Here is a 25,995-nt window from a genome sequence, read left to right as displayed (position 1 = left end):
GCGAAAAGGAGAAACCCGTGAATGAAACAATTAGACAACAGTCCGGAATGTCTGCTTTTCATTCGAACCTTAGGCTTTCCGGACGTCCGTTCACGACCATATTTTATCGTTGTGATGACAGAGATCCTAATTCCGTTTCAGTTCACTCACTTTTAGGTGCCTAGCTAGCGGCCTCCGATATCAACCGAGCTAAAGTCCCCCGACATACGTATCGGAGAGCATGCGGGCCTTCAGCTATGAACAGACATCGCGCAGCCTGGGCAATGCCCCCGCGATCGAACAAGGCTTGTGGCGGCTGTCGAACTCCAGCTCCAGCAAACCATCCCATGCATCGCGGCAGGCGCCGGTGGAGCCGGGGATACAAAAGATGAAACAGTCACCCGCCTGCCCTGCAAATGCCCTCGATTGCATTGCGGCCACGCCCACCGTCTGCAGGCTCTTCTGCTGAAAGGCGATGGCAAAGCCGTCCATTTCGCGGCGGAGCAAGGGTTTGACGGCTTCGGGCGTGTTATCGCGTGGCGAAAATCCGGTGCCGCCCGTGGTAAGGATGATTTCGATTTCCAGATTGGCAATCCAGCGCTGCAAGACCGCCTGAATGGCGTCGACGTCGTCCCGTACGATCGCACGGTCGCGCAGTTTGTGTCCGGCCCCCGTCAGCCGCTCAACAAGCAAAGCACCAGACGTATCGGTCTCTTCATTACGCGTATCGGAAATCGTCAGCACCGCGACACCGAGCGGGTAAAAGGTTAGGCTCTCATTTATCCCTGCCATAATCATCCCCCTATCGAAGCAAGATGCGGAGTCGCACCGCTATTGCCCTGGTGCAATAGATGCGCGGGCGCTTTGGTCATAACCAGCCGTTGCAGTCGCTCGATCAGCTCCTTTGCTTGACCGTCCCGTTGTAGCAGGGGGCGTAGATCGATCCCCGCGTCGCCGAACAGGCAAAGATGCAGCTTACCTGTCGCGGAAACGCGCAATCGGTTACAGCTGGCGCAAAAATCCTTGGAATAAGGCGCAATGATACCAATCCGTCCAGAGCCTTGCGGACTAGCATATTCAATCGCTGGGCCCGCCCCTTCAGATCGCATCTGCTTTTGCCAGCCAAGCGACTCGAGCCGAGCAGTGACAAATGTACCTGGCAGATGATGTGCCGTGAAAAAGACTGGATTGTCATTGGTCCGCATCACTTCGATGAAGCGCAGTGTCAGGTCTTGCTCGGAGACAAAAGCGATGAAGTCGTCGAATTCATCATCGTTCAATCCTTTCAACAAGACGGAATTGAGTTTCACGCTTGCGATCCCCGCCTGCTTGCAGGCTTCGATGCCGCGAAGAATTTCGGATAGCCTGTCATGGCCGGTAATCGAGCGGAACCGTTCGGGTTTCAATGAATCCATGCTGACATTGATCGCCCTAATTCCTGCATCCGCATAGCTTTGCGCACGTTCGACCAACCGATAGCCATTGGTCGTCACGGCAACTTGACGAATTCCGTCAATACCCGACACCGCCCGCGCGATTTCGAGAAATTCTTGGCGCAACGTCGGTTCGCCGCCGGTAAGCCGGACTTTCCAAAGTCCCAATTTGGCGAAGGCCGAAACAAGCCTTTGGATTTCATCGACCGCGAGATTTGTGGGTGTCCCCTTCGCCTTGTTATAGCCATCGGGAAGGCAATAGCTGCAGCGGAAATTGCAGACGTCAGTCAGCGACAGCCGCAGATATTCAAAATGGCGACCGTGGCTGTCCGCGAGCGTTTGCAAATTAGCAGTGCTAGACAATCTGTACGTCACTGCACCAGCGGCCCGTCTGTGCTGCCCATATCTATACCCTCAATGTTCGCCTGTGACGCCAGTATGGAGAGATATTGGGTTACGGCGCGCCGCCAACTGGCCTCCTCCAGATATTGGGCGATCTTTTCTTGAACCAGATCGAAGGGCAATTGCTGGCCTTCGACACGCCGACCGGCGCGGATGACATGGACACCAAAGCGTGTCTTCACGGGCTCTGAATGCAGCATGCCTTCATCAAGCCCAAACAGCACATCTTCAAACTCTCGGACCGTCTGCCCTGGCCCGATCTGCCCCAAATTCCCGCCCTGTTCCTTGGAGGGACAGGCCGAATGCTTCAGTGCCAATTCTGCAAAAAGCCCGGGCTGTGCCTGAAGCGTACGTATCGTGGTGCGCGCATCACCGGTTGCAAGCCCATAAGCCAAACTGTCTGTTGGAGAGGCAGCGAACAGAATATGTTCGGCCTCCACCAAAGTCGGCGACCTGAACCGATCGCTATGCTGCGCGTAGAAACGCCGTGTGACTGATTCATCGGCATGCGGGCATTGCACTTCCTGCTCCAGCAGAGCTTCAATACGCGCATCTTCTTCCGCCAGCTTGCGCCCTTCAGCGTCGACTAGGCCAACGCTCATGATTTCCAGCCTGTCGGCTTCATCAAGCAGCAATTGACGCAGGACAAGCGCTCGTGCGGCGGCCTCCCACGCTTGATCTGGATCGGGTGCGGGATGGTTCTGAACTTCGGCAGCAATCAATGCAGCGTCAATCTCTCTGCCATTCACGGTGACGCAAGGGTGCTCGAGGACATCAGCCATGACGCAGCCCCAGTTTGCGCGAGCGCACGACCTGATAACCAGGACGCCAGACATAGCGCACAGGCGCTGAAAGCATGTGAACAAGGCGTGTGAAAGGGAACAACAACAGGATCGTCAGGCCGAGCACCAGATGCGTTTTGAAAATGATGTGTGCGTCAGCGACATAAGAAGACGCGTCGCCTTGAAAGGTGAATATCCCTTGCGCCCAAGTCATGAACTTGACCATTTCATGGCCATCGAGATGATTCATCGATACCGGAATGGTCCCCAGACCCAGCACCAGTTGCAGCCAGAGCAGCACCAGGATCATGATGTCGCTGAAACTGGAGGTGTTGCGGATACGCGGATCGAACAGGCGGCGATGTAGTAGCAATGTTGCTCCGGCAAAGGCTAAAATGCCCGCCAAACCGCCCGCAACGATGGCCAATATCTGTTTCGAACTGTGCGGAATACCTAACGCGTCAAACAACGCGATCGGTGTAAGCAATCCACCAAGATGTCCAAAGAAAATCACGAGAACACCCGCGTGGAACAGCACCGAACCCCACATTAATTGTTTTCGCCGCAAAAGCTGGCTGGAGCCAGAGCGCCAACTATAAGGTTCACGATCATATCGAATGACCGAGCCCAGCGCCAGTATCGCAAGTGCGATATATGGGTATATGCCGAACAGCATGTGATTCAGGAATTCGGCCATGTCACAAGCTCCTTGACGGTTGGTTTGCGTGGAGAGGATCGAGGATACGGCTGACCATGGACTGCGCCTGCGGACATGCCGGGGCCGCATCGGGGGCCGAAGGGGCCATTGCGCCGAAGGTAATTTGTTCCTCTTCCCAAGCTGCGTCCAATGCATCCAGATCGTCGGGGTCCTCAACCACGATCATCGCTTCGGGCGGAACGCTTTGGCCTCCGGAGAGATCGCGCAGAACCGCGAGCAGGCCCGCATAATCCGTACCGCGCGCGTCGAGCCGGTCTGCCAGCATCGCAATGATCGCGCCTGGTTCGGAAAGCTCGGCCAGCGCCTCTTCTTTCGGCAAGGTCGAACAATATTCGAGGAACAGGGGCAGATAGTCCGGCAGCTCGTTGCTAGCCGGATCGAGACCCGCCGCGACATAACGGTCGCGCAGATCAACCATCGCTTGTCCCCGATCACGGCTTTCGCCATGAACATGTTCGAAAAGGTGCAAGCTGTGCGTCCGCCCACGATCGAACAGTTCGACATAATGTTCCTGCAACGCAATCAGATCTCCGCCGGAGAGACGAAACAGAAGTGGTTCGAGCCGGAGCATCTGCTTTTCACCGACAACACGTTCAAGCAATAGCGCCCGCCGGATTTCCGGGACCGCAGCGCGCAAGTCTTTATCGGGATAGTGAAGCAGCGCCGACAGCGCGCGTAAAGTGACCGTGCCCATCAGAATACCTCCGTAGGAGTTTGCAGTTTTTTACGCGCGGGGGCGCCAAACAGGTTAGTCTTGGTTTCTCCGCCTGAGCAGCCATTGCCGAAGGAGAAGCCGCAACTGCCGCGTTCGTCGTACATGTCCTCAGCATCTTCGCGGTGGCCGGTCGGGATGACGAAGCGGTCCTCATAATTGGCGATCGCCATGACATGATACATGTCTTCGATCTGCGCGCCCGTAAGGCCGACAGCCCGGGCGATGTTCTCGTCGACCACACCCTCGACCGTCTTTGAACGCATATAACCGCGCATTGCGAGCATCCGTTCCAGGCACAGCGCCACGGGCTCGGTCGCACCCGCCGTCAGCAGGTTGGCGAGATATTTAAGTGGTATCCGCAAGGATCGAATGTCTGGCATATTGTTGTTGACCGAAATCTGCCCCGAATTCGCCGCAGCGCTGATCGGCGACAATGGCGGGACATACCAGACCATCGGCAGCGTCCGATATTCGGGGTGCAGCGGGAAGGCGACTTTCCATTCCATCGCCATCTTCCACACCGGCGAATGGCGCGCCGCTTCGAGCCAAGCTTCGGGCACGCCATCCTTGCGCGCCTGTTCGATAACCGCCGGATCGTTGGGGTCGAGGAAGATGTCGAGTTGGGCCTGATACAGGTCCTCAACATTTTCGGCAGAGGCTGCTTCCTCAATGCGGTCCGCATCATAGAGCATCACGCCCAGATAGCGGATGCGCCCGACGCAGGTTTCCGAACAAACTGTCGGTTGCCCCGCTTCAATGCGCGGATAGCAGAAGATGCACTTTTCGGATTTGCCGGTCTTCCAGTTGTAATAGATCTTTTTGTAAGGGCAGCCCGAAACGCACATGCGCCAGCCGCGGCATTTGTCCTGATCAATCAGTACGATGCCATCTTCCTCGCGCTTGTAGATCGACCCCGACGGGCAAGCGGCAACGCAGGTGGGGTTGAGGCAGTGCTCGCACAGGCGCGGCAGATACATCATGAAGGTATTTTCGAACTGGCCGTAAATTTCCTTTTGCACGCCTTCGAAATTATAGTCCTCCGACCGCTTGGAAAATTCTCCACCAAGGATTTCCTCCCAATTCGGGCCCCAATTGATTTTCTCCATCCGCTCGCCTGTGATCAACGAACGGGGTCGCGCAGTTGGAAAGGCCTGACTTTCCTTCGCCTGCTGCAGATGTGAATAGTCGAAAGTGAAGGGTTCGTAATAATCGTCGATTTCGGGCAAATCGGGATTGGCGAAAATCTTCGACAACAGACGCCATTTGCCACCCATGCGCGGCTTAAGCCGACCGCCTTTCACGTCCCAGCCACCGTTCCAGCGCTTCTGGTTTTCCCAGTCCTTGGGGTATCCTATACCGGGCTTGGTCTCGACATTGTTGAACCACGCATATTCCATGCCGTCGCGGCTGGTCCAAACATTCTTGCAGGTGACCGAGCAGGTGTGGCAGCCGATGCATTTATCAAGGTTCAAGACCTTGCCGATTTGTGCGCGAACTTTCATTCTGCTGCCTCCAGATGGGCTGCCGGGCCTTCGAGCCAGTCGACCTTTGATAGCTTGCGGACGATGACGTATTCGTCGCGGTTGGAACCGACCGTCCCATAATAGTTGAAGCCGTAGCTCTGCTGGACATAGCCGCCGATCATGTGCGTTGGCTTGAGCACTGCGCGGGTCACACTGTTGTGGATGCCCCCGCGCTGGCCGGTCAGCGGCGAACCGGGGACGTTCACGATTTTTTCCTGCGCATGGTACATGAAGAGCGTTCCCTCTTTCATGCGCTGCGAAACGACCACGCGAGCAACGAGCGCACCATTAGAATTGAACGCCTCCACCCAGTCATTATCGACCAGCCCCGCCTTGGCGGCATCCGTCTCGCTCATCCAGACAATCGGCCCGCCGCGAGATAGTGTGAGCATCAGTTGGTTATCGGTATAGGTGGAGTGGATACCCCATTTCTGGTGCGGCGTGATGAAGTTCAGGATAACATGCGGCGCATCCTTCGCCTCGTCGAGCATCGGTTTGACGGCCTTAGTATCGATCGGAGGACGGTAGACACAGAAACCTTCGCCGAAGGCGCGCATCCACTTATGATCCTGATAGAGCTGCTGTCGCCCGGTCAACGTGCGCCAAGGGATTAGCTCATGCACATTGGTGTAACCGGCATTGTAGCAGACATGCTCGCTTTCCAGACCCGACCATGTAGGCGAGGAGATAATCTTGCGCGGCTGCGCCTGTATGTCGCGGAAACGGATTTTCTCTTCTTCCTTGGGCAGCGCCAGATGCGTGTGATCGCGGCCAGTGTTCTTCGACAAAGCCGCCCAGGCCTTTACCGCAACCTCTCCATTGGTTTCGGGTGCGAGGCTAAGGATCACTTCACAGGCATCAATCGCACTGTCGATCTTTGCCATGCCTTTCGACGTGCCCTCATCAAGTACCTCTCCGTTCAGGCGGCGCAACAGATCGACTTCATGCTCGGTATTCCAAGCGATCCCCTTGCCGCCATTGCCGATCATTTCCATCAGCGGGCCTAGCGCGGTGAAGCGTTTGTAGACGTTGGGATAATCGCGAGTGACCACAGCCACATTGGGCATAGTCTTGCCGGGGATCGGCAGTGTCTGGCCTTTGCCCCAGTCCTCAACATCAAAAGGCTGGGCGATTTCGCCCGGCGTATCATGCAGGATTGGCGTCAATACGACATCCTCTTCGACGCCGAGCACCTCAGGCGCGACCTCAGAGAATTTCTTCGCAATCGCCTTATAGATTTCCCAGTCGGACTTGGATTCCCACACCGGATCAACTGCCGCCGACAGCGGGTGAATGAAGGGGTGCATGTCCGAGGTGTTGAGATCGTCCTTCTCATACCAGCTGGCGGTCGGCAGAACGATGTCCGAATAGACGCAAGTCGTCGACATGCGGAAATCCAGCGTTACCAGCAGATCGAGTTTCCCCTGTGGCGCATCATCATGCCATACGACATCCTGCGGCTTTTGCGCACCGGTTTCGCCCAGATCCTTGCCGTGCACACCATGCTGCGTACCGAGCAGATGCTTGAGGAAATATTCGTGCCCTTTGCCCGACGAACCGAGAAGGTTCGAACGCCAGACAAACATGTTGCGCGGCCAGTTCGCTGGATCGTCCGGATCGCGGCACGACATTTCCAGTTCGCCCGATTTGAGCGCGGAGGCTACATAGTCCTTCGGCTCCATCCCTGCTGCTTTCGCCGCTTTGGCGATTTCCAGCGGGTTTTGCTTGAGCTGCGGCGCGCTGGGCAGCCAGCCCATGCGTTCGGCACGAACATTATAGTCGATCAACGAACCCGACCAGTCGCCATCGGGTGCAGTCGGTGACAGGATTTCGTCGATGTCCAGCGTTTCGTAGCGCCATTGATCGGTATGCGCGTAAAAGAAACTGGTTGAGTTCATCTGCCGCGGCGGGCGCGCCCAGTCGAGCGCGAAGGCGAGCGGTGCCCAGCCGGTTTGCGGTCGCAGTTTTTCTTGCCCCACATAATGTGACCAACCACCGCCCGACTGGCCAATGCACCCGCACATCACCAGCATATTGATGATGCCGCGATAGTTCATGTCCATATGATACCAGTGGTTTAGGCCGGCACCGAGGATGACCATCGATTTGCCCTTGGTCTTTTCCGCATTGGTTGCAAATTCGCGGGCTACGGTGATGATCTGTTCAGCAGGGACGCCGGTAATTTTCTCAGCCCAAGCGGGAGTGTACGGGACATTGTCGCTATAATCGCTGCTGACATGCTCTCCACCCAGCCCGCGATCGAGACCGTAATTGGCGCAGAATAGATCAAAGACGGTAGCAACAAATGTCTTCCCTTCTTTGGTCTCGATCTGCCGGACGGGGACGCGACGGTTCAACACATCGGGATGGTCGGTGCCCTTGAAATGATCATGCTCGCGATTGCCGAAATAGGGGAAGGAAACGTCGACCACATCATCGCGATCCGCATCGAGGATGAAGGTAGTGCGCAGTTTTACATCACCGCCTGTGCCATCCTTTTCCTTAAGGTTCCATTGGCCCTCTTCACCCCAGTGGAACCCCGCCGAGCCCAAGGGGGCTACCAGCTTGCCGCTAGCATCATCGATGGCGACGGTTTTCCATTCGGGATTGTTCTTCTCGGCCAGATTGCCCTTCAGGTCGGACGCGCGCAGCAGCCGTTCGGGCACATAAGCGCCATTCTTTTCGACTAAGCGGACAAGCATCGGATAATCGGTGTAGCGGCGGCAATAGTCCTCGAAATATTCAACCTGCCGGTCGAGATGATATTCGCGCAGGATGACATGGCCGATCGCCATGGCGAGCGCCGCGTCGGTGCCCTGCTTTGGATTCAGCCAGAGATCTGCAAACTTGGTGGCCTCTGCATAATCCGGAGACACCACCGCGACCTTGGTGCCGCGATAGCGTGCTTCGGTCATGAAATGCGCATCGGGGGTGCGGGTCTGTGGGACGTTGGAGCCCCACATCATCAGGAAACCCGCATTGTACCAATCTGCACTTTCGGGGACGTCTGTTTGCTCGCCCCAGGTCATCGGGCTGGCGGGCGGAAGATCGCAATACCAGTCATAGAATGACATGCAGGTGCCGCCGAGCAGAGACAGATAGCGCGAACCCGCTGCATAGCTGACCATCGACATCGCCGGGATCGGTGAGAAGCCGATGATCCGGTCGGGGCCATATTTCTTCGCCGTATAAGCATTGGCGGCGGCGATGATCTCGGTCACCTCTTCCCAATGCGCGCGGACGAAACCGCCATGGCCGCGAATAGCGGTGTAGCTCTTCCGCTTCTTTTCATCCTCGACAATCGCGGTCCATGCCGCCACGGGGCTCATCGTCTGCCTGGCCTCGCGCCACAAGCGCACAAGGCGTGAACGGATCAGCGGGTATTTCAGCCGCTGGGCCGAATAGATATACCAGCTGTAGCTCGCCCCGCGCGGGCAGCCGCGTGGTTCATGGTTGGGCAGTTCAGGGCGTGTGCGCGGATAGTCGGTCTGCTGCGTTTCCCAGGTGATAATGCCGCCCTTGACGTAGATCTTCCACGAACAACTGCCGGTGCAATTCACGCCATGGGTCGATCGGACAATCTTGTCGTGCTGCCACCGCTTTCGATAACCATCCTCCCAGTCGCGCGCCTCGCTGGTGGTGACACCATGGCCTTCAGAAAATGTTTCACGGCTCCGGTTGAAGAAGGTCAGGCGGTCGAGAAGTTGGCTCATGGTCTTGGCCCTTTCAAGCGGTTGCAAGTTTGGCGCTGGGCGCACGTTCGATGGAATGGAGAAGCCCGCCCGGTCTCGTGTAAACAAACCAGGTCAGGGCGGCGCAGCTGGCGTAGAAAATGAAAAAGCCAATCAGCGCCGCCATCGGCGTTCCGGTAGCCGCGATCGCGCTGCCAAAGCTTTTCGGGATGAAGAAGGCACCATAGGCTGCGATGGCCGAAGTGAAACCGACAATAGCGGCCGATTCCTTCTCGGCTTGCCGCACCTGCTCCGACTTGCTCAACTCCGGCATCAAGCGCGGAATTTCACTGCGCATGATGCTGGGGATCATCTGGAAGGTTGAGGCATTGCCTACGCCAGTGACGAAGAACATGAAGATGAACATGCCGAGGAAGCCCCACCAGTTCCCTGCCTGCAGGAAGTACATTACGCCAACGACGCCGATCATCATGAAAACAAACACCCAGAAGGTGACGCGTCCGCCGCCCCAGCGGTCTGATACCCAGCCGGTTGCAGCCCGGCTGATCGCGCCGACCAGTGGGCCGAGAAATACGAACTTCAGTACGTCAACGTCAGGAAACTGGTGCTTCGCCAGCAAGGGCAGACCTGCCGAGAAGCCGATGAACGAACCGAAGGTGCCGGTGTAGAGCCAGCACATCAGCCAGTTATGCTTGCGCTGGAAAATCACCGACTGCTCGGCAAAGCTCGCCTTGGCATCGGCAATGTCGTTCATCCCGAACCAAGCGAGCAGCGACGATGCCATGATGAACGGCACCCAGATGAAGCCGGCATTTTGCAGCCAAAGCTCGCCGCCTTCTTTGTTGGGCAGCGGATCACCTCCCATCGTGCCGAACACGCTGGCGGTAATCACCAAAGGCACGATGAACTGCATCACCGACACACCCAGATTGCCGAGACCTGCATTCAGGGCCATCGCATTGCCCTTCTGCGCCTTGGGGAAGAAGAAGCTGATGTTCGACATCGAAGAAGCGAAATTGCCACCGCCGAAACCGCAAAGAAGCGCTAGCACCAGGAAGATGATGTACGGCGTTTCCGGGTTCTGCACTGCATAACCGATTCCAAAAGCGGGGATCAGCAGCGAAGCCGTGCTCAGCGTCGTCCACAGCCGCCCGCCGAAGATCGGCACCATGAAGCTGTAGAATATCCGGAAGGTCGCCCCCGACAGCCCCGGAAGCGCCGCCAGCCAGAAAAGCTGGTCAGTCGTGTAGTCGAACCCGATCAGCGGCAGCTTTGCGACAACCATCGACCAGACCATCCACACCGAAAAGGCGAGCAAGAGTGCCGGGATCGAGATGTAGAGGTTGCGCCGTGCGATACGTTCGCCTGTGGCTTCCCAGAAATTTGCATCTTCGGGTTTCCATTCCTCCAGCACGCGGGTTTCGCCTGCGGCATGTTTGGATGGATCATGCAGCTCTGCCATTTCGGGGAATTGCGGAAGGCTGCGCGCATCGATGCCGCTGGCTTTCTGTTCCATCTGACGGATCGCCATGTGCATCCAGCCAAGTGCGACAACCACCAGCGCGAACAGCACCATGAAGCAGCTGGTCCAGATATTGGTGAGATCGCTGACGACACCAAAGACGATGGGAAGTACAAAGCCACCCAGGCCGCCGACCATGCCCACCATACCGCCAACGGAGCCGACATGATCGGGATAGTAAACCGGTATATGCTTGTAGACTGCGGCCTTGCCCAGCGACATGAAGAAGCCCAGCACGAACACCGTGATGACGAAAGGTACAAGCCCCATCGAGGTCGAAAAGGCGATGTCGCCCTTGATTCCATGAATGACATAATCGGTTGACGGATAGCTCAGCATGAACAGGCAGAGCATCGACACGCCAAAGGTGGCGTACATGATTTTGCGCGCGCCATATTTATCCGACAGCATCCCGCCATAAGCGCGGAAAAGGCTGGCCGAGAGCGAGAAAGTGGCGGCGAGCATGCCCGCAACCTTCACGTCAACATGATAGACCTCGCTCAGATATTTGGGCAACCACAACGCAAGCGCGACGAAGGCCCCGAAGACAAAAAAGTAATAGAGCGAAAACCGCCAGACCTGCTGGTGCCTGAGCGGCTCGAGCTGTTCGACAAGCGATTTGGGTTTAGCCCCGCTTAGCTTACGCGCGGCAAAATCCGGGTCGTCCTTTGCGAATAAGAAGAACAGCACAGCGATAATGGCGAGTGCTGCTGCCCAAATCTGTGCAACCGCCGTCCAGCCCATCGCGACCATCACAAAAGGTGCTGCGAATTTTGTGACTGCCGCTCCTACATTGCCCATGCCGAAAAAGCCGAGCGCAGTGCCCTGTTTTTCCTGTGGGAACCATTTGGAAACATAGGCGACACCAACCGCGAACCCGCCACCTGCCAACCCAAGCCCCAAAGCGGCTACAAGCATTAGAATGTAGGTATCGGCATAAGACAGCAGGAAGGTCGAAACCGCAGAAGCAAGCATCGTCAGCGGGAACACCAGTCGCCCACCATATTGGTCGGTCCAGATCCCTAGAAAAACACGGACAAGAGAACCTGTCAGGATCGGTGTTCCCACTAACAGCCCGAATTGGGTGTCATTCAAGCCGAGCTCAGCCTTGATCTCGATCCCGATGATCGCAAAAATCGTCCAAACCGCAAAGCAGACTGTGAACGCTCCGGTGCTCAGCCACAGCGCCCCTTGCTGCTGTTTTGACGAAACCGTTGATGCAACCATGACCAGCCCCTTTTGCGGCGAGAGAAATCTGGTTCTGGTCTGCATTCTTATCCGCTGGGTTTGTTGATGTGGATCAACCTGCACCTGGCAAACCCGTCAAAATCACGCAGGCCTGATCATGGTCAAAAATCGAGGTGCCATTCGTCACTAGTGCGATTGATATTTATCAATCAGGCGTTTACATTCGACCGCATCGAAGTTGGGGAACAATTGTGCGCGCTGCTGAAAAACCGGAAATTGCTGCACTGCCTTTATTCGCTTCGATGGATCCCGAGCAACGTGAACAGATTTTTGCTGCTTCCTTCCTGCAGGTCTTCCCGCCAGCGCTGAAGCTGTTCGATACCGGGCAGAAACCCGATTTCCTGCACATATTGATCGATGGTATGGTCGAACTTTTTACCGGCAACGGCGATCGGACAACATCGATGGCAATCGTGCGACCGGTGCGCAGTTTCATTCTCGCCGCCGCTTACACCGACCAGCCGTATCTGATGTCGGCGCGCACTTTAACTGCATCGCGCATCCTGATGATCCCTTCGCCATTAATCCGCGATGCCATCGACAACGACCGGTCGCTGATGCGCGGGGCAATGCAGGAACTCGCATTCGGTTTTCGTTACTTCGTCCGTGCACTCACCGACATGAAACTGCGCCAGTCGGTCGAGCGGCTGGGCAATTTCATCCTTCTCGAAAGTGGTGAGCGCGGTGGCGCTGTGCAGTTCGACCTGCCCGTGGAAAAGCGCATCCTCGCGTCACTACTGGGCATGACGCCCGAGAATCTATCACGCGCGTTTAGTGCGCTGGCCGCGCATGGCGTCGTCGTATCCGGCAACACCGTGCAGATCACGAATGCCGAACTGCTGGCTGCCTTTGCCCGTCCTGATCCGTTTCTTGACCGGCCCGGTTGAATCAGAGCTTCAGGTCGAGCGAGAACCAAAATTTTGTGGTGTCGGTGGCAAAATCGTCTGCATTGTAACGAGCGAATTTCAGTGTTGCGGTCAGATGTTTGTCGATCGGAACTGCTAGCATGGCTTCCAATTCACTGCCATAATTCAGCCCGCCCCGTGTTGAATTATAGTCATGATATTGTAGCTGCGCGCTAGCGCCCTTGATCTGACCTACAGCGGGAAGCTTCACCGCGACGTCGGCGTATAGATCGCGCAATCCATTTGCTGGCGTGCTCAAAAATTTGTCGGCCCAACCATTGAAAGCATGAAGCGTAGCTAGTGGCGTTTGCAGGGCACTCACACCATTGCCTTCCAACTGCTCCCAGCCGGCCTTGACGGTAACAGCGCCCAACGAAATGCCAGGTTCGACCAGCAAATAATCAAGCGAGAAGTTTCTCGGGTTCGAGCCAAGGTCACGCTGGTAGGCATATTCCGCCGCATAAAGCAGCTTAGCTTTGCTCGACAGCTTCTGTTCGCCAGCCAGCCTGACGCCTATCGTTTTCGAAGAGGAGAGCGGAGCATCTGGTAGGTCGAGGAAATAGCCATAGGTCGTCACTGTTCCAACTGGCTTCGCTTCAAAATTGGCGCGGACCATATGGATATTATTGTCGCGCCAGATTCCTTGCGGTGAGTCGGGTCCAAAGATGCGATTGACGCGCCAGGCATAGCCATAGTCGACCGACACACCTTTCATCGGTTTGATCGTCACGCGGGCGGCATCAAGCGTCTGGTCATTCTGTCGCCAGCCCACCGATCCGATCCAACGCTGGTTGTCAAAATTGACCGCTTGACGACCGAGGACAGCTTCGACTTCCTTCACCGGTTTGTAACGAAGCCACGCCTGATTGAGCAGAACATCGGACGGATCAGCAACAATCGGATAAGCGGTCAAGCCATTGACCGTATCGTTGTAATGCCGAGGTCCGACGCGGGCTATCGCATCCCCTTCGACAAGTGCGCTAAAACCGCTCCACTCGCGTGTTTTGAACCCCGCACGAACCCGCAAGGTCGATGCAGTCGCATTTTCCGGCAACCCATCCTGACCAATCAATTCGAGCCGATAACGTATGTCGGCATAAGGTGTAATCGCTTTTGGCTCTTCGGCTGTTTGCGCTACAGCAGGCAATGTGCAGGTCAACGCCGCAAGAACGGCAAGGCTCGGCTTGAGGATTTGCTTTTCCATGCCGCTCAATTAGCGCAGGGAGCGCTTACAATAATTGACATTAATCAATGTTATTGATGATTATCAATTTCACAAAGATGCCGAGGCACATGATGGATGATTTCACACTCGCACGGGTTATACATGTCGTCGCCGTTCTGATGTGGATTGGCGGCGTGGCATTTGTAACCACGGTAGTCTTGCCATCCATAAGGCGCACGCATCAATCTGCCGACCGCCTCTCTGCCTTCCATGGGCTCGAAAGCGGTTTTTCCTGGCAAGCACGGATATGGGTGCTTCTGGCTGGCGCGAGCGGATTCTGGATGACATGGCGCGCCGATTTGTGGAGTCGCTTTGCCGATCTGCATTTTTGGTGGATGTGGGCAATGTTGCTGGTGTGGCTGATATTCGCGGCGATGCTGTTCGTGCTCGAACCGCTGTTCCTGCACAAAAGGATGGCGGCCTCTCCACAGCCGCAACAGGATTTCCAGCGCATGGAGCGGATGCACCGCATCCTGCTGCTCGCTTCAATTCTTGCGACCATAGGCGCGGTGGGCGGGAGCCACGGCCTTTGGTGAAACCCGACATCCTGCTTGCTGCACCCCATCGGCTGCTGTTCCTGATTGGCGTCGTGCAGCTTGCCGCCATGATGCTTTGGTGGCTAACGGTGCTGTCAGGACTGCTGTTGGGAATGGCCGCTCCTGCGGGCGGAGATATTCCGCAAGTGCTGCTGCACGCACCTATTCTGGTTTATCTGGCACTGCCGCCTCTGTTTTTCGGTTTCCTGCTGACGGTGTTCCCGCGCTGGATGGGTTATCCCGATCTAGAGCGCGAATCCTTCGCGCCCGTCGCTGGCGGATATGGCCTCGCTACATTGCTGTCTTGGGGAGCAGTGTTGTCTGGTAACGATAGGCTACTCGCTGCAGCCTTCGCGTCAGCGTCATTTGCATGTCTTTGGGGTTTCAGCGCGCTGCTCTCGATTGCGCTGCGCGAACGCCACGATGGAAAGGCACCCACTTGGCACGGTTGGTCAATCCTTGCCGCATTTGTTTTTGGTCTGATTGGACAAATTGCCCTGATGGCCTTCATTCTCAATCCGGCAGCCGCAACTCTATCTCTTGCCAACAGCCTAGGGCTTTGGGCCATGCTTTTGCCTGTTTTCGTGACGGTGTGTCACCGCATGATCCCATTCTTCGCTGGCAACGTCGTCGAAGGCTATGTCCGGTGGCGACCTAATTGGATCTTGGGGGCCTATTGGGGGCTGACAATGCTCATGATTGCAGGGCAGTTACTCACCGTCAGTTTTCTTCAGACATTCGCGGCACTCCTGTTGAGTGCACTGACGCTATTGATGAGCTGGAAATGGTGGCCGCGCGCTAAGGCTCCCGCCCTGTTCTGGGTGCTGATCATTGGCTTTGCTTGGGCGCCCGTCGGATATGCGCTATGGGCAATTTCGAGCCTTGGCCTGCCGATTGGACGCGCACCCGAGCATGCGCTGACCATAGGCTTCGCAGGAAGTCTTCTGATCGCGATGATCACCCGCGTCACTCAGGGCCATTCGGGTAGACCTTTGGAACTGCCCCTCGCAGGCAAATTTGCCTTTGTCGGCATGCAAATAGCGGCGGCTGCTCGTATAGCCACCGCCTTGTATGCCGAGGATGGCTTTTGGCTGGTCATTTCAGCAATTATCTTCCTGATCGCATTCCTCCCTTGGGCGGCCCGTAACGCTCGCATCTATCTCTCGCCCAGAAAAGACGGAAAGCCCGGATGACCCTTTCTATGACGCCCGACGACGTGCTCGCGCTGCTCAAGGAAGGTAATCGTCGCTTCCTTTCGGACGAGCCGATAACGGTCCAGGCCAGCCGCATGAGCCGCCTGCGCATGGCTGCCGCTCAGCATCCGATTGCCGCCTATCTCAGCTGCTCGGACTCACGTGTTGCACCTGAGCTTCTGTTCGGGCGCGGCCTGGGCGAGCTTTTCATCGTACGCAACGCCGGAAACAGCCTGTGTTCGACGGCAATCGGCAGCCTCGAATTTGCAGTCACCGCGCTGGGTGTGCCACTGATCGTCGTGATGGGCCATGAAAATTGCGGCGCCGTGCGGGCTGCAGTATCTGTGGTGAAGGAGCATTATGGCTTTTCGGCCAACATCAACAAGGTGCTTCAGCCGCTGTACCCTGCGATCATGGAAGTAGGAGAGGATTCCCAGCACGATCTGGTCAACACTGCCGCCCGCCATAATGTCCAACGCGTGGTGCGCGAATTGCAGGACGAAGCGTCCCCTGCACTGCGCCGACCGCAGGAATTAGGAACATTGAAGGTTGTGGGCGCCTTTTACGAGTTGGGCAGTGGGGAGGTTGAGTGGCTAGACCTCTAAGGCAATTACAGTAATGGTCTGTAAGATTGATGTAATTTGCTTTCTCACTAACATCGTCTGAACCTGCCGGCAACATACTGTTAGTCTCTGTTCGGCCATTCCGGCCAACGGAGTAACATCATGGGACATTCGGATCTTGACCCTGCCGTACACGAACGGCGACCTTGGAATGCTGGGCGAAATGTCGGGCCCAAACGCCCATTAAAGCCCAGAGACATCTGGGCAATTCGCTTTTACCTGGATGAACATAGGCGACTGCGGGATAGGGCTTTGTTCGACCTAGCTATCGATAGCAAGCTTCGCGGTTGTGATCTCGTTAAACTGAAAATCGGTGACATTGTCAGCGGAGGGCAAATCCGTAATAGAGCCACCGTCATCCAACAAAAAACAAATAGGCCTGTGCAGTTCGAGATAATGACCGAAGCGCGAAGAAGCGTCGAAGAATGGTTGCAGCGTCGCGGCGGCACGATCTTCAATTTTGTATTTCCGAGTAGGGTTGATTACTTGGGCCATCTCAGCACCAGACAATATGCACGCCTTGTCGATGAGTGGGTATCGATAGTCGGGCTCGACAAGCGCGAATATGGGACCCACTCGATGCGCCGGACAAAGGCATCCTTGATTTACAAGGCTACCGGTAACCTGCGGGCTATTCAGATTCTACTGGGTCATACCAACATCGAAAACACAGTCAGATATCTGGGTGTTGATGTCGATGACGCGCTGACGCTGTCGGAGCGAACCGACATTTAAGGCTTTGCTGGCCTCCGACACTTTCGGAGACCAGCGACTCTATTGATGAATGAATGACGCATTATAACAAATGGACCAGGATCGTTTTATGACTGCTTTGTTAGCGGAAGCGGTCAATGGTGCAAGATACCCCTATGTCTGAAACTTTATAGCGTCCCACGGCACCAAATTGCCTACGGGCTGGCTTACTTCGTTAGTGACTGCAAAAATCACCGATCTAATTTGCTCTTTTGAATCGGCTTTTCAATCGCCGCAATTGCAAGTTTATCGAGCTTTGCCGTGAAGAACCGCTCGCTCCACAGGTCAATTGAGCGAAGCTCTGCTGGGCGGAGGAACCGGGCAACATCCTCACCCGCCTCCTTCCAGTCGATCTTGGCGATCGTGCTGGAAAGTGCTGCTTTCAGCCATGCGATATCGACGGAAATGGTTTCATCGCCTTTCCAAGGACCTGCCTGAATGAGAGCATTGCGCAAGAGAGCGAGATTGGGCGAGATATCGCGCGAAACATACCAGGAAAAATCGAACCAGTCGCGACCCTTCAAAAAGCCGCGACATAAAAGCGCATGAATCTTGAGCGCAAAATTGGACGGTAGGTCCTGATGGCGCACTTCATAATCCAGGGGGAAATCGAGAAAGCTCGTGGCCTCCCCCGATCCCAAGGGCGGATTGACGTCGATTTCGAGCTTGATCCGGATTGTTTTTCGCCGGTCTTGGCCGACAAAAGACAAGTCCAGCTGATTGGCAATGGAATCATTCTTGATGAGCGCTGCATGGATGGCCTTATCCATCCGGGCAGGCGGCTGCGCCTCCAGCTTGACGCCGAACTCCGCAGCCACTTGCGTGAGCGTGGCCAGATAGGGCGACCAGTCAAAATCAGGGTTTGGTGTACGCAGTAGGAAATCCAGATCTTCGGAAAACCGCGGCAGGCCGTGCAGGATGCGCAAACTGGTGCCTCCCTGGAACAGGGCGACATCGAAAAAATCACTGCGCCAAAGCGCGTAGAGCGCGATTTCCTGGAGGATTTCCTTGACCGCATTTTCTTCTTCGAGCGGATTTGCAGCAGCATAGCGGCGCAGCCGTTCCTTGATCAGATCAATCATTTCGCGAACTCCGTCGGCCAGTTGCCTTCCCGCTCAACAGCGCGTCTTCGAGTTGGTTGAGAAACGCATTCACCGCCTTATGCTTGTAGACGGGCTTCAATGCGGCAAAATCTGTGCGCTTAAGCGCAAACAGCTGCGCTTCGTCGATCCGCATGCCGCTCGTCAGCCAATCGAGGCCCTGCCAAGGCTGCTTGCGCAACGCCATAAGGTCGAGAAGGGCCCGCAAGGGCTGGGCAACAAGAGCAGTCTGTTTGCCGAGGACCACGCGATCGACGCTGGTCAGCAGGCGATATTGATGGATAGCGAGCGGGTGAAAGACAAAGCTGCCGAAGGCTTCGGTTGTATATTCGAGCGTCTTACGGCCCGGCGATACACTGGCAGTCGTAAACACGCTCTCCGGGATCCAGCCATGATAGGAAAGTGCTGTTTCGAATGAGATGTAACTGCCGGGAAGCAGGCTCTGCGCGACAGCAAAGGGATGGACCGGCTCGGCCCGATAGTGAGCTGCGAGCACATAGGTCCCGCGCTTGATGCGGAGCAGCGCTCCATCCTTGATCGCACGGTTGACCAGCCCGTAACGGCGCGCAGCACTCCCGCCAACAAGCTCTGCGAGCTGTCGTTCTGCAAGGATGCGGCCTGCCAATCCCGCCTTTGAAATTTCTTTGACCAAAGCTGGCATAAAATTCTCAATACTTCCACAATATGAAAGGTTCAAGAATTTTATGCTCGTGGCCGATTGTGCTGGGCAAAGTAGGGCCATGGTAGTTCGCCAACTGGAGCAAAGAGGGGAGGGGGCCCTCGAGCAGCTGAGCTCTGGCGTCCGATTGGCGGTGCGTCGGCTCGCACTTCAGGAGAAATCCCATGATCAAGTCAATTCCGTTGAACAAGCTTGTTGCATCCCCTCGGAACGTCCGCAAGCGCTCCGATCCGGTCGCCGATGCCGAACTCAAGGCAAGTGTGGCAGCGCACGGCCTTTTGCAGAACCTCGTGGTTCGCGAAGGCAAGAAGGGCCAATATGAGGTGGAAGCAGGCGAACGCCGCCGCAGGGCTTTGCTCGCGCTTGCGGCAGACAAGCATCTGTCGCGCACACTCCCCATCATGTGTCTGGTTCTCGACGGTGATGAAACGCAGGTTCGCGAAGCAAGCCTTGCCGAGAATTTTCACACGCTCAAGATGAACCCGGCCGATGAAGCACAAGCTTTTGCGAGCATCATCGAAACCGGTGCAACGCCCGAAGATGTCGCACGACGCTTTGGCTTGACCGTCCGCTTCGTCGAAGGCCGCCTGCGTCTGGCATCGCTTGCCCCTGTGGTCTTCGAAGCGCTGGCTGCAGGCGAGATCACGCTCGATATGGCGAAAGCTTACGGGGCAACCTCGGATCAGGCCATCCAGGCGCGTGTCTATGATGAAGTCGTCCAATCCTGCTACCGCGCTTCGCCTGACAGCATTCGCCGCATGGTATTGAACAGTACGGTGCGCGGCAGCGATCCGCGTGCGAAACTGGTCGGGAAGGACGCCTATCTTGCAGCCGGCGGGCGCGTCGACCGCGAGCTGTTCGACGATGAAGAGAATGAAAGCTGGCTCGACGTTGCACTTCTGGAAAATCTCGCAAATGCCAGGATGGAAGAGGCGGCAGCCAGCGTTGCGGCAGAGCAGGGCCTTGCCTGGGTTAAGCCGACACTCGACGTCTATGTGAGCCATGACCTTGTCGAAGGCTTGCACCGCGTTCCCGTACCCCAGCGCGTCTACACCGAAGACGAATTGGCCCGCATCGAAGAGCTCGATGCCGCCTATGACGCGCAAGCGGTCATCCTCGAGGATGAAGATGCAAGCGAGGACGATACAAGTGCAGCGTCCGAAGAAATCGAGCGCATCGATGCCGAAATTGCCGCAATCCGTGACCGCCCGGTCGAGATCGATCCGGACATCAAGCGCGAAAGCGGGATGATCCTGACGCTCGGCCGCGACGGTGTCCCCACGCTCCAGCCGCTATATTTCACTGAAACGCTTGTCGTGAGCGCAAGCGAGGAAGGCGCGGTCGAGGTCGTTAGCAGTGGATCGGGTGACAAGCCCGCTCGCGCGGCCATGTCGCAGCGGCTCGTCGATGAACTCGCCATGCAACGCCGCGACGTTCTGGCGCTCCATGTTGCAAGCGATCCCGCACTCGCGCTCGACCTGTTCGTGTTCATTCTGGCCGACGCGGACACTTATCGCTGGTCTTCATCGCCCGGGCTCACCATTCGGGGTTCGGCTTCTTCGGGTCCGGCGCACGGATTTGAAGCTAAGGATGCGGCGGCCACTGCTGCGATCGCCGAACTTCGCGGCGGTCTCGATGAAAGCTGGCGCGCGGGCGACAGCATTGCCGAGCGTTTCGACCTCTTCCGCCGCCTCGACGATGAAGCCCGTTCCGCATGGCTTGGCTGGGTTGTGGGGCGCACACTTGAGGCGAGCCTCAATGTGAGCGGCAATCGCGGCAATGTCTTCCACGATCATCTGGGGCAGTTGACCGGGATCGATATGGCAGCCTGGTGGCGTCCGACCGCGGCCAATTATTTCGACAGGGTGTCGAAGGCCGTCATTCTCGAAGCATTGACCGATGTCGGCGGGCCTACGCTTGCTTCGCGTTTCTCGGCTTCGAAAAAGGGTGATCTTGCCGCAAGTGCTGAACGCATCTTCGCCGGCAACTTCATCACCGAAGTTGAAGTCAAGGAGCGGGCGCTTGCCTGGCTGCCTGCCGCCATGCGTTTTGCGGATGCGCCGGGCGTTGAACCTGCGACCGAGACCGATGCGGACATCGCAGCAGTCGCAGCTGACGGTGCTGAGATGGATGCCGATGGGTCGACCGCCGAGGATCCCGCGATCAGCCAGGAAACAACCGACAATGCAGGTGTCGAACTCGCCGCCTGACCTCCTCCTGACAGGACGGGTCTGAGCCTGCGTTGGAAGCGGCTCCCTTGGCAAGCAAGGGGGCCGCTTCTTCTCTTCGCCAAATGGAAAGAGAGGAGAGGGGAGCCTGTGCCCCATGTCGATTGCCGGACTGGTCCGGCCGACATTCAGGAGTTTCTCACATGGCCTATCATTCCAAACGCGCTGGCCTGTCGCCCGCAACCCGTATCACCAACCAGATCATCGAGAGGCTCGAGGCTGGAACCAGACCCTGGGTCAAACCGTGGCGTGGACTGCCGGTCTCGCGCCCTTTGCGCAGTTGCGGCACGCCCTATCGGGGTATGAATGTCTTCTGGCTCTGGATGGTCGCCGATATGTGCGGCTATGCCTCGCCCTATTGGATGACCTATGCGCAGGCGAACAAGATGGGCGCGCAAGTGCGCAAGGGCGAGAAGTCGACCATCGCGATCTTCTACAAAAGCTATTCCAGGGAGGTCGAGGCTTCCGACACCGGAGAAACACAGGAAGAAAGCCGCCGCGTGCTTCGTGCCTATGCCGTGTTCAATGCCGATCAGATCGACGGATTACCCGAACGCTACCACCCGTCGCACGATCTTGCGCTGGTCGAACCCGAGGGGCGCAAAGCCGATCTCGACCTATTCTTCAGCCAGATCCCGGCAGCGCTCCGACATTCAGGTTCTGAAGCCTATTATGAACCGGTGGCCGACCGGATCACCATGCCCTCACCCGAGCTCTTTTCAGGCTTTGACCATTATTATGCGACGCTTGGTCACGAATTGTCGCACTGGACCGGGCATGGATCACGGCTCGACCGTAATCTCAAAAACCGCTTCGGCAGTGCGGCCTATGCCGCCGAAGAACTGATTGCCGAATTGTCGAGCGCGATATTGGGCGCTGAACTCGGACTTCCGGTCACCCATCTCGACAATCATGCAAGCTATATAGACCATTGGCTCAAGCTGCTGCGCGACGATGACCGTGCGATGCTCACTGCCGCTGCGCGCGCAGAGGAAGCAAGTGCGCTGCTTTTGAAGCTTGGTGGCCGCGAATGCGAGATGGGGGAGGTCGAGCCCCTGTCAGAGGCAGCCTAAATGGAGCCAAACCATGGGCATTGAGATTTATCTATTCATTTGAATGAATTTGTGTAATAACATTCAAATGAAAGGATGAACCATGGCTACGCGCTTCAAGGTTGATGCACAGGAGGATGCCCGCGTTCTCACCTCTGCTATTGCAAAAATAGCAGATTATTGGGGTCTGAGCACCGCCAAATTGGGGACCATTCTCGGTCTCTCGCAGGCGACCGCCTCGCGGTTGACCACCGGGCGCACTATGCTCGATCCGGCGTCCAAGTCCTTTGAGGCCGGACAATTTCTGCTGCGCTTGTTCAGAAGCCTGGATTCGCTTCTGGGAAGCGACGACGCGGCGGCGCGCCGCTGGCTCCAGACGCATAATCTTGACCTTGATGCCCGGCCGCTCGATCTCATCGACAGCTTCAAGGGCCTATTGACCGTTTGCGACTATGTGGACGCCCACCGCGCTCGCGTCTGAGGTTCGCGCCTACAACGGTCATGTCTGGCGGGTGGTCGAGGCACAGCACCGCATCTCGACCAACCGCTTGGCCGCTTCGCTTGCCGATCAGGCACGGCTTGAGGCGCTTGCGGAAGCCGCCAAACCGGATTTGCCCAAGGCTGCACAAGGTCTCCATTATCTGCTGGCTTCGCCCTTCCGCTATGGCCATCGCACTCCTAGCCGATTTCGTCGTGCCGATGAACGCCCCGGGATTTTCTATGCAAGCGAAGCCGAGGCAACCGCCATTGCCGAGACGGCATATTGGCGCTTGCGCTTTTTCTTGCGTTCACCGGGGTTCGAGCCTTCCTCAGCCACCAGCGAGCATTCAAGCTTCACGGTAGCCGTTCGCTCTGAGCAGGCGATCGATCTGACCTGTCCCCCCTTCGATGCTGAGCAAGCGCGCTGGATCGACCGCAACGACTATGGTGCCTGCCAGGACCTTGCCGCTGCCGCTCGTGAGGCATCGCTCGCTTTGATCCGCACGATATCGGCGCGCGATCCCGAGGCGCGCTGCAACATCGTCATCCTGGAGCCAAGCGTCTTTGGCGGGCGCGATCCCGTGACGCAGCGAACCTGGCATTTGCGCTACGAAGAAGATCGTTTGACAGCATTCGCCGCCTTTCCGGCCGAGGATCAGCTGGTGTTCACAGCCGCCGGGTTCGGATTGGTTGGTCCCGGCTGAAGGGCGCAGACGCGCTTACATGAATTCCTGACGCCTGAGGCGTGCGGCCATCGCCATAGCGAGAGAGGCCCTGGGCCAGCCGCCAGCCCTGCGCAACCCGCCCGGGCAGGCCCGTGTTGCGCTTGTTGCACAAGCGCTGCCCGCGCCAGCCTGCCCTTGGCCGGTTCCCCTTCCGCTGGCGCGTCGGTGCGCTTGCCTGCCTGAAGCTGGCCCTGACGGGCTCTCGCTGGCGGAGAGGCCGCTAGCAGCCAATAGTCAGGAGAACCACAATGCAAACAACTTTTGCCGAGCAACTTGCCGGGCTCGATCTTTCCGGTTTCACCATTGGCCCGCCGCCCGTCACTCAGACCGACTTTCCCTGTGCCGAAGCTGTTGCACAAACGCTTGAAGGCGTCTGGTCGGATCTTTTTGCACTGTTCAGCGATACAGCGCTTGAAGCCGATGCCGAGGATCTGGGCTGGGGCCTCGTTAATCTCTTTCACCGTGCGGCGGAACGCAAATCAACGAGTGTCGACCGTGCGACCGACGAGGTGCGCGCACTCATTGCTTCGAACGATGGCTCGGAGATACTGACGCATGAACTCGAGACCCAGATCGAACGCGCGCAATGTGCCGAAGCAAGCATGTTGGCACTGGAAGAGATGCGCGAATTTGCAGCAGCCCTCTACATGAACGAGTTCGGATCGTCCTGGAAACCTGTTTCCAGTTCGCGCTTCAACCATGGCGCGATGCTCACCTCGGCGGTGGTGCAGGGGCGCGACTTCTTGCGCGCCCGCAGCGCTTCCAAGAAACGTGCAGCGATGCCCGAAGGCACGCCAGTCATATTCGCAGGCGGACGCTGTCGCTTTCCAACCGACGATGAAGCCAAAAGCTTCGCCACCAATGTCTGGGCCACACTCGACAAGGTGCATGGCACGGTTCCCGACATGGTGCTGGTGCATGGCGGCGACACCAAGGGTGTCGACCGGTTGGCGGCATCCTGGGCCGAACGTCGCGGGATTGCCCAACTGACCTTTGCGCTCGACCGGCGACTGGGGGCACGCGCCGGGTTCAAGCGCAACGAACAGATGCTTTCGCTCGATCCGCGCTATGTCGTCGCCTTTCCCGGAAACGGCGTCCTCGAACGTCTGGTGATCGATGCCAAAGCCGCCCGCGTGACGGTCGTTGACCGCCGCGGTCCGCTTGGCACCTGCCCGAAGGCAAGAACCCCCACGCCCAGGCAATGAGCCGCCCTTCATTCGCGCCAGCGCCTTCGTGCGCTGGCGTATGAATGCCCAGAGGGGAGGCGTCCTTGGAGCTGTTGAGCCGCTGTGGATGGTCCGCAGCGGTTTCGCTCACAGGAGGACAAACGCATGAATGACTTTTCGCAATTGGCCGTTGACTATCTCGCAGGCCAGGCCGAACGCAGCGCGATCGCTGACCAAGAAATTGCGGCGATGAAAGCGGCGTTGCTGCCGCAACTTGCAGCACATGGAATACTCACCGTCGAGATCCGCTTCGATGGCTATGCCGATAACGGCGTGATCGAAGAGACAAGCTTTTTTGGCGCCGACGGCAAGGTGATGGAATGTCCCGATGTCGATGTCGCGTGCGAGGGCAAGGATGATGTCAAACTCGCCTCGCTGCTCGAAGATTTAGCTTATGAAGCGCTCGAACGGCATCATGGCGGATGGGAGATCAACGAAGGCGCCTTTGGTGAATTGCTGATCGATGTGGCAGACGCCAGCTTCCAGCTCGACTGCAATTTGCGCTTCATCTCGCATGACAGCCATTCGACCGAATTGTGAGCGAGGCACATCATGGCCCATTGCTATTATCACGCGCTTTCTTCGGTGCGCAAATGGGGCGGAACGCCCGATGATTATCTCGCGCTCCACCAATGGTTCGATCAGTCGAAAGCGATCTTCGCCGACCCGCGCCACCGGGCGTTGCGGCACCATGCCGAGGGTATCTTCATGCTCGAGACGCTCTTCGGGGCGACGATCACTAACAGCGATGGAAAGCATGTCCCTGTCCGGCTGATTGGCGAGCAGCATGTGATCGAAGACCTGGGTTTCATTCCCAGTTTTGCCGATTGGGGACGCCTCATCGCACCTCAGGCCTGGATGCTCAAAGGGCGCCGGTTGGACCAGCCATTTGATGACACGCCGCCGGTGGAGGTTCCTTCAGCACCGTTTCCGATTGCCGCTTGAAGCTTCCCGGCTGCGTAGCTGACAGTGGCGACATGAGGATGCGAGATCAAGCCTTGCCTGAGGGCGGACCGGGAGGGGCGAAAATAGCAGAACGAGCAATGAGATCGCGACTTTGCCTCTCCTGTTGTCTGCCTGCACCGGGGACCATACCGGCTTTTTGCGAACCGAGGTGAACCAGCCAGCGGTCGGTTGCAACCCGAACGCTGCCGGCCGTGTTGCGGCTAAAGCCGCTGCCCGCACCACCCGGCGCTTCTCGGGTTCCCCGCGTGAACGCGGTGCAACTGCCCGCTCGCTGTTTCTCCTTTTCTGTT

At 57.2% G+C, this 25,995-nt stretch carries 23 protein-coding genes; 12 read left to right on the top strand and 11 right to left on the bottom strand.

Going from position 1 to position 25,995, the window contains the following annotated elements; translation table 11 throughout:
• Positions 1 to 234 precede the first annotated feature (234 nt).
• Genes DXH95_RS08960 through DXH95_RS08925 form a run of 8 tightly spaced genes read right to left on the bottom strand, consistent with a single transcriptional unit; the run spans position 235 to position 12,038 of the window.
• Complete coding sequence (locus tag DXH95_RS08960) at positions 235 to 771, bottom strand: molybdenum cofactor synthesis domain-containing protein (RefSeq protein WP_115549496.1); 537 nt, start codon at positions 769 to 771, stop codon at positions 235 to 237.
• Between the two features lie 2 nt (positions 772 to 773).
• Positions 774 to 1,757: a GTP 3',8-cyclase MoaA gene (moaA, locus tag DXH95_RS08955; protein WP_115548999.1), complete on the bottom strand. Its 984-nt coding sequence runs from the start codon at positions 1,755 to 1,757 to the stop codon at positions 774 to 776.
• 26 nt (positions 1,758 to 1,783) lie between these two features.
• Entirely contained in the window at positions 1,784 to 2,596 is an 813-nt protein-coding gene (locus tag DXH95_RS08950; RefSeq protein ID WP_115548998.1) for a peptidylprolyl isomerase, read from the bottom strand.
• Entirely contained in the window at positions 2,589 to 3,293 is a 705-nt protein-coding gene (narI, locus tag DXH95_RS08945) for a respiratory nitrate reductase subunit gamma (RefSeq protein WP_115548997.1), read from the bottom strand. Before narI ends, DXH95_RS08950 begins: the two co-directional genes overlap by 8 nt.
• A 1-nt stretch (position 3,294) precedes the next feature.
• Positions 3,295 to 4,008 (bottom strand): nitrate reductase molybdenum cofactor assembly chaperone, encoded by a 714-nt coding sequence (narJ, locus tag DXH95_RS08940; RefSeq protein ID WP_115548996.1) that lies wholly within the window; start codon positions 4,006 to 4,008, stop codon positions 3,295 to 3,297.
• Positions 4,008 to 5,531 (bottom strand): nitrate reductase subunit beta, encoded by a 1,524-nt coding sequence (gene narH / locus DXH95_RS08935; RefSeq protein ID WP_115548995.1) that lies wholly within the window; start codon positions 5,529 to 5,531, stop codon positions 4,008 to 4,010. Before narH ends, narJ begins: the two co-directional genes overlap by 1 nt.
• Positions 5,528 to 9,265: a nitrate reductase subunit alpha gene (locus DXH95_RS08930; RefSeq protein ID WP_115549495.1), complete on the bottom strand. Its 3,738-nt coding sequence runs from the start codon at positions 9,263 to 9,265 to the stop codon at positions 5,528 to 5,530. Before DXH95_RS08930 ends, narH begins: the two co-directional genes overlap by 4 nt.
• 13 nt (positions 9,266 to 9,278) lie before the next feature.
• Positions 9,279 to 12,038 carry a nitrate/nitrite transporter gene (locus DXH95_RS08925; protein WP_220272248.1) on the bottom strand — a complete coding sequence of 920 codons (2,760 nt, stop codon included), beginning with the start codon at positions 12,036 to 12,038 and terminating at the stop codon, positions 9,279 to 9,281.
• Positions 12,039 to 12,205: 167 nt separating this feature from the next.
• On the opposite strand from DXH95_RS08925, the gene DXH95_RS08920 reads away from it, so the two are divergent.
• Positions 12,206 to 12,901 carry a helix-turn-helix domain-containing protein gene (locus DXH95_RS08920; protein ID WP_115548993.1) on the top strand — a complete coding sequence of 232 codons (696 nt, stop codon included), beginning with the start codon at positions 12,206 to 12,208 and terminating at the stop codon, positions 12,899 to 12,901.
• A 1-nt stretch (position 12,902) separates the two neighbouring features.
• Here DXH95_RS08920 and DXH95_RS08915 read toward each other — a convergent pair whose 3' ends face one another.
• Positions 12,903 to 14,123 carry an alginate export family protein gene (locus DXH95_RS08915; RefSeq protein WP_115548992.1) on the bottom strand — a complete coding sequence of 407 codons (1,221 nt, stop codon included), beginning with the start codon at positions 14,121 to 14,123 and terminating at the stop codon, positions 12,903 to 12,905.
• Positions 14,124 to 14,215: 92 nt separating this feature from the next.
• Here DXH95_RS08915 and DXH95_RS08910 point away from each other — a divergent pair, with 92 nt between their 5' ends.
• The 4 genes from DXH95_RS08910 (at position 14,216) to DXH95_RS08895 (ending at position 17,231) form a co-directional block, all read left to right on the top strand.
• Entirely contained in the window at positions 14,216 to 14,680 is a 465-nt protein-coding gene (locus DXH95_RS08910; RefSeq protein WP_115549494.1) for a hypothetical protein, read from the top strand.
• Positions 14,677 to 15,873 (top strand): NnrS family protein, encoded by a 1,197-nt coding sequence (locus DXH95_RS08905; RefSeq protein WP_181883612.1) that lies wholly within the window; start codon positions 14,677 to 14,679, stop codon positions 15,871 to 15,873. The genes DXH95_RS08910 and DXH95_RS08905 overlap by 4 nt, the downstream gene beginning before the upstream one ends.
• On the top strand, positions 15,870 to 16,478 hold the full coding sequence (locus DXH95_RS08900; RefSeq protein ID WP_115548990.1) for a carbonic anhydrase: 609 nt from the start codon (positions 15,870 to 15,872) through the stop codon (positions 16,476 to 16,478). The genes DXH95_RS08905 and DXH95_RS08900 overlap by 4 nt, the downstream gene beginning before the upstream one ends.
• Before the next feature lie 120 nt (positions 16,479 to 16,598).
• Complete coding sequence (locus DXH95_RS08895) at positions 16,599 to 17,231, top strand: tyrosine-type recombinase/integrase (RefSeq protein WP_115548989.1); 633 nt, start codon at positions 16,599 to 16,601, stop codon at positions 17,229 to 17,231.
• 209 nt (positions 17,232 to 17,440) lie between these two features.
• Here DXH95_RS08895 and DXH95_RS08890 read toward each other — a convergent pair whose 3' ends face one another.
• Together DXH95_RS08890 and DXH95_RS08885 are read right to left on the bottom strand one after the other, a co-directional pair.
• Positions 17,441 to 18,331, bottom strand: coding sequence for a nucleotidyl transferase AbiEii/AbiGii toxin family protein (locus tag DXH95_RS08890; RefSeq protein ID WP_115548988.1), 891 nt, complete (start codon positions 18,329 to 18,331; stop codon positions 17,441 to 17,443).
• Positions 18,324 to 19,010, bottom strand: a complete 687-nt coding sequence (locus DXH95_RS08885) for a type IV toxin-antitoxin system AbiEi family antitoxin domain-containing protein (protein WP_115548987.1) — start codon at positions 19,008 to 19,010, stop codon at positions 18,324 to 18,326. The genes DXH95_RS08890 and DXH95_RS08885 overlap by 8 nt, the downstream gene beginning before the upstream one ends.
• 182 nt (positions 19,011 to 19,192) lie before the next feature.
• Here DXH95_RS08885 and DXH95_RS08880 point away from each other — a divergent pair, with 182 nt between their 5' ends.
• The 7 genes from DXH95_RS08880 (at position 19,193) to DXH95_RS08850 (ending at position 25,684) form a co-directional block, all read left to right on the top strand.
• Positions 19,193 to 21,238 carry a ParB/RepB/Spo0J family partition protein gene (locus DXH95_RS08880; RefSeq protein WP_115548986.1) on the top strand — a complete coding sequence of 682 codons (2,046 nt, stop codon included), beginning with the start codon at positions 19,193 to 19,195 and terminating at the stop codon, positions 21,236 to 21,238.
• A gap of 161 nt (positions 21,239 to 21,399) precedes the next feature.
• Positions 21,400 to 22,329: an ArdC family protein gene (locus DXH95_RS08875; protein ID WP_115548985.1), complete on the top strand. Its 930-nt coding sequence runs from the start codon at positions 21,400 to 21,402 to the stop codon at positions 22,327 to 22,329.
• Positions 22,330 to 22,411: 82 nt separating this feature from the next.
• Positions 22,412 to 22,789, top strand: a complete 378-nt coding sequence (locus DXH95_RS08870; protein ID WP_115548984.1) for an antitoxin Xre/MbcA/ParS toxin-binding domain-containing protein — start codon at positions 22,412 to 22,414, stop codon at positions 22,787 to 22,789.
• Positions 22,761 to 23,492 carry an RES domain-containing protein gene (locus tag DXH95_RS08865; RefSeq protein WP_115548983.1) on the top strand — a complete coding sequence of 244 codons (732 nt, stop codon included), beginning with the start codon at positions 22,761 to 22,763 and terminating at the stop codon, positions 23,490 to 23,492. The genes DXH95_RS08870 and DXH95_RS08865 overlap by 29 nt, the downstream gene beginning before the upstream one ends.
• Before the next feature lie 269 nt (positions 23,493 to 23,761).
• The gene (locus tag DXH95_RS08860) at positions 23,762 to 24,718 is read left to right on the top strand and encodes a DUF2493 domain-containing protein (protein WP_115548982.1); all 957 of its coding nucleotides are present in this window, start codon (positions 23,762 to 23,764) and stop codon (positions 24,716 to 24,718) included.
• A 126-nt stretch (positions 24,719 to 24,844) separates the two neighbouring features.
• A complete protein-coding gene (locus DXH95_RS08855) occupies positions 24,845 to 25,279 on the top strand; it encodes a DUF6878 family protein (protein WP_115548981.1) in 435 nt (144 codons plus the stop codon).
• A gap of 12 nt (positions 25,280 to 25,291) precedes the next feature.
• Entirely contained in the window at positions 25,292 to 25,684 is a 393-nt protein-coding gene (locus DXH95_RS08850) for a DUF6915 family protein (RefSeq protein WP_115548980.1), read from the top strand.
• The last annotated feature ends 311 nt before the right edge of the window (positions 25,685 to 25,995 follow it).

The sequence above is a fragment of the Sphingorhabdus pulchriflava genome (assembly GCF_003367235.1).
GTDB classification, from domain to species: domain Bacteria; phylum Pseudomonadota; class Alphaproteobacteria; order Sphingomonadales; family Sphingomonadaceae; genus Sphingorhabdus_B; species Sphingorhabdus_B pulchriflava.
Note: the sequence above shows the minus strand (reverse complement) of the source record. Positions and strands in the feature narration are given on the sequence as shown.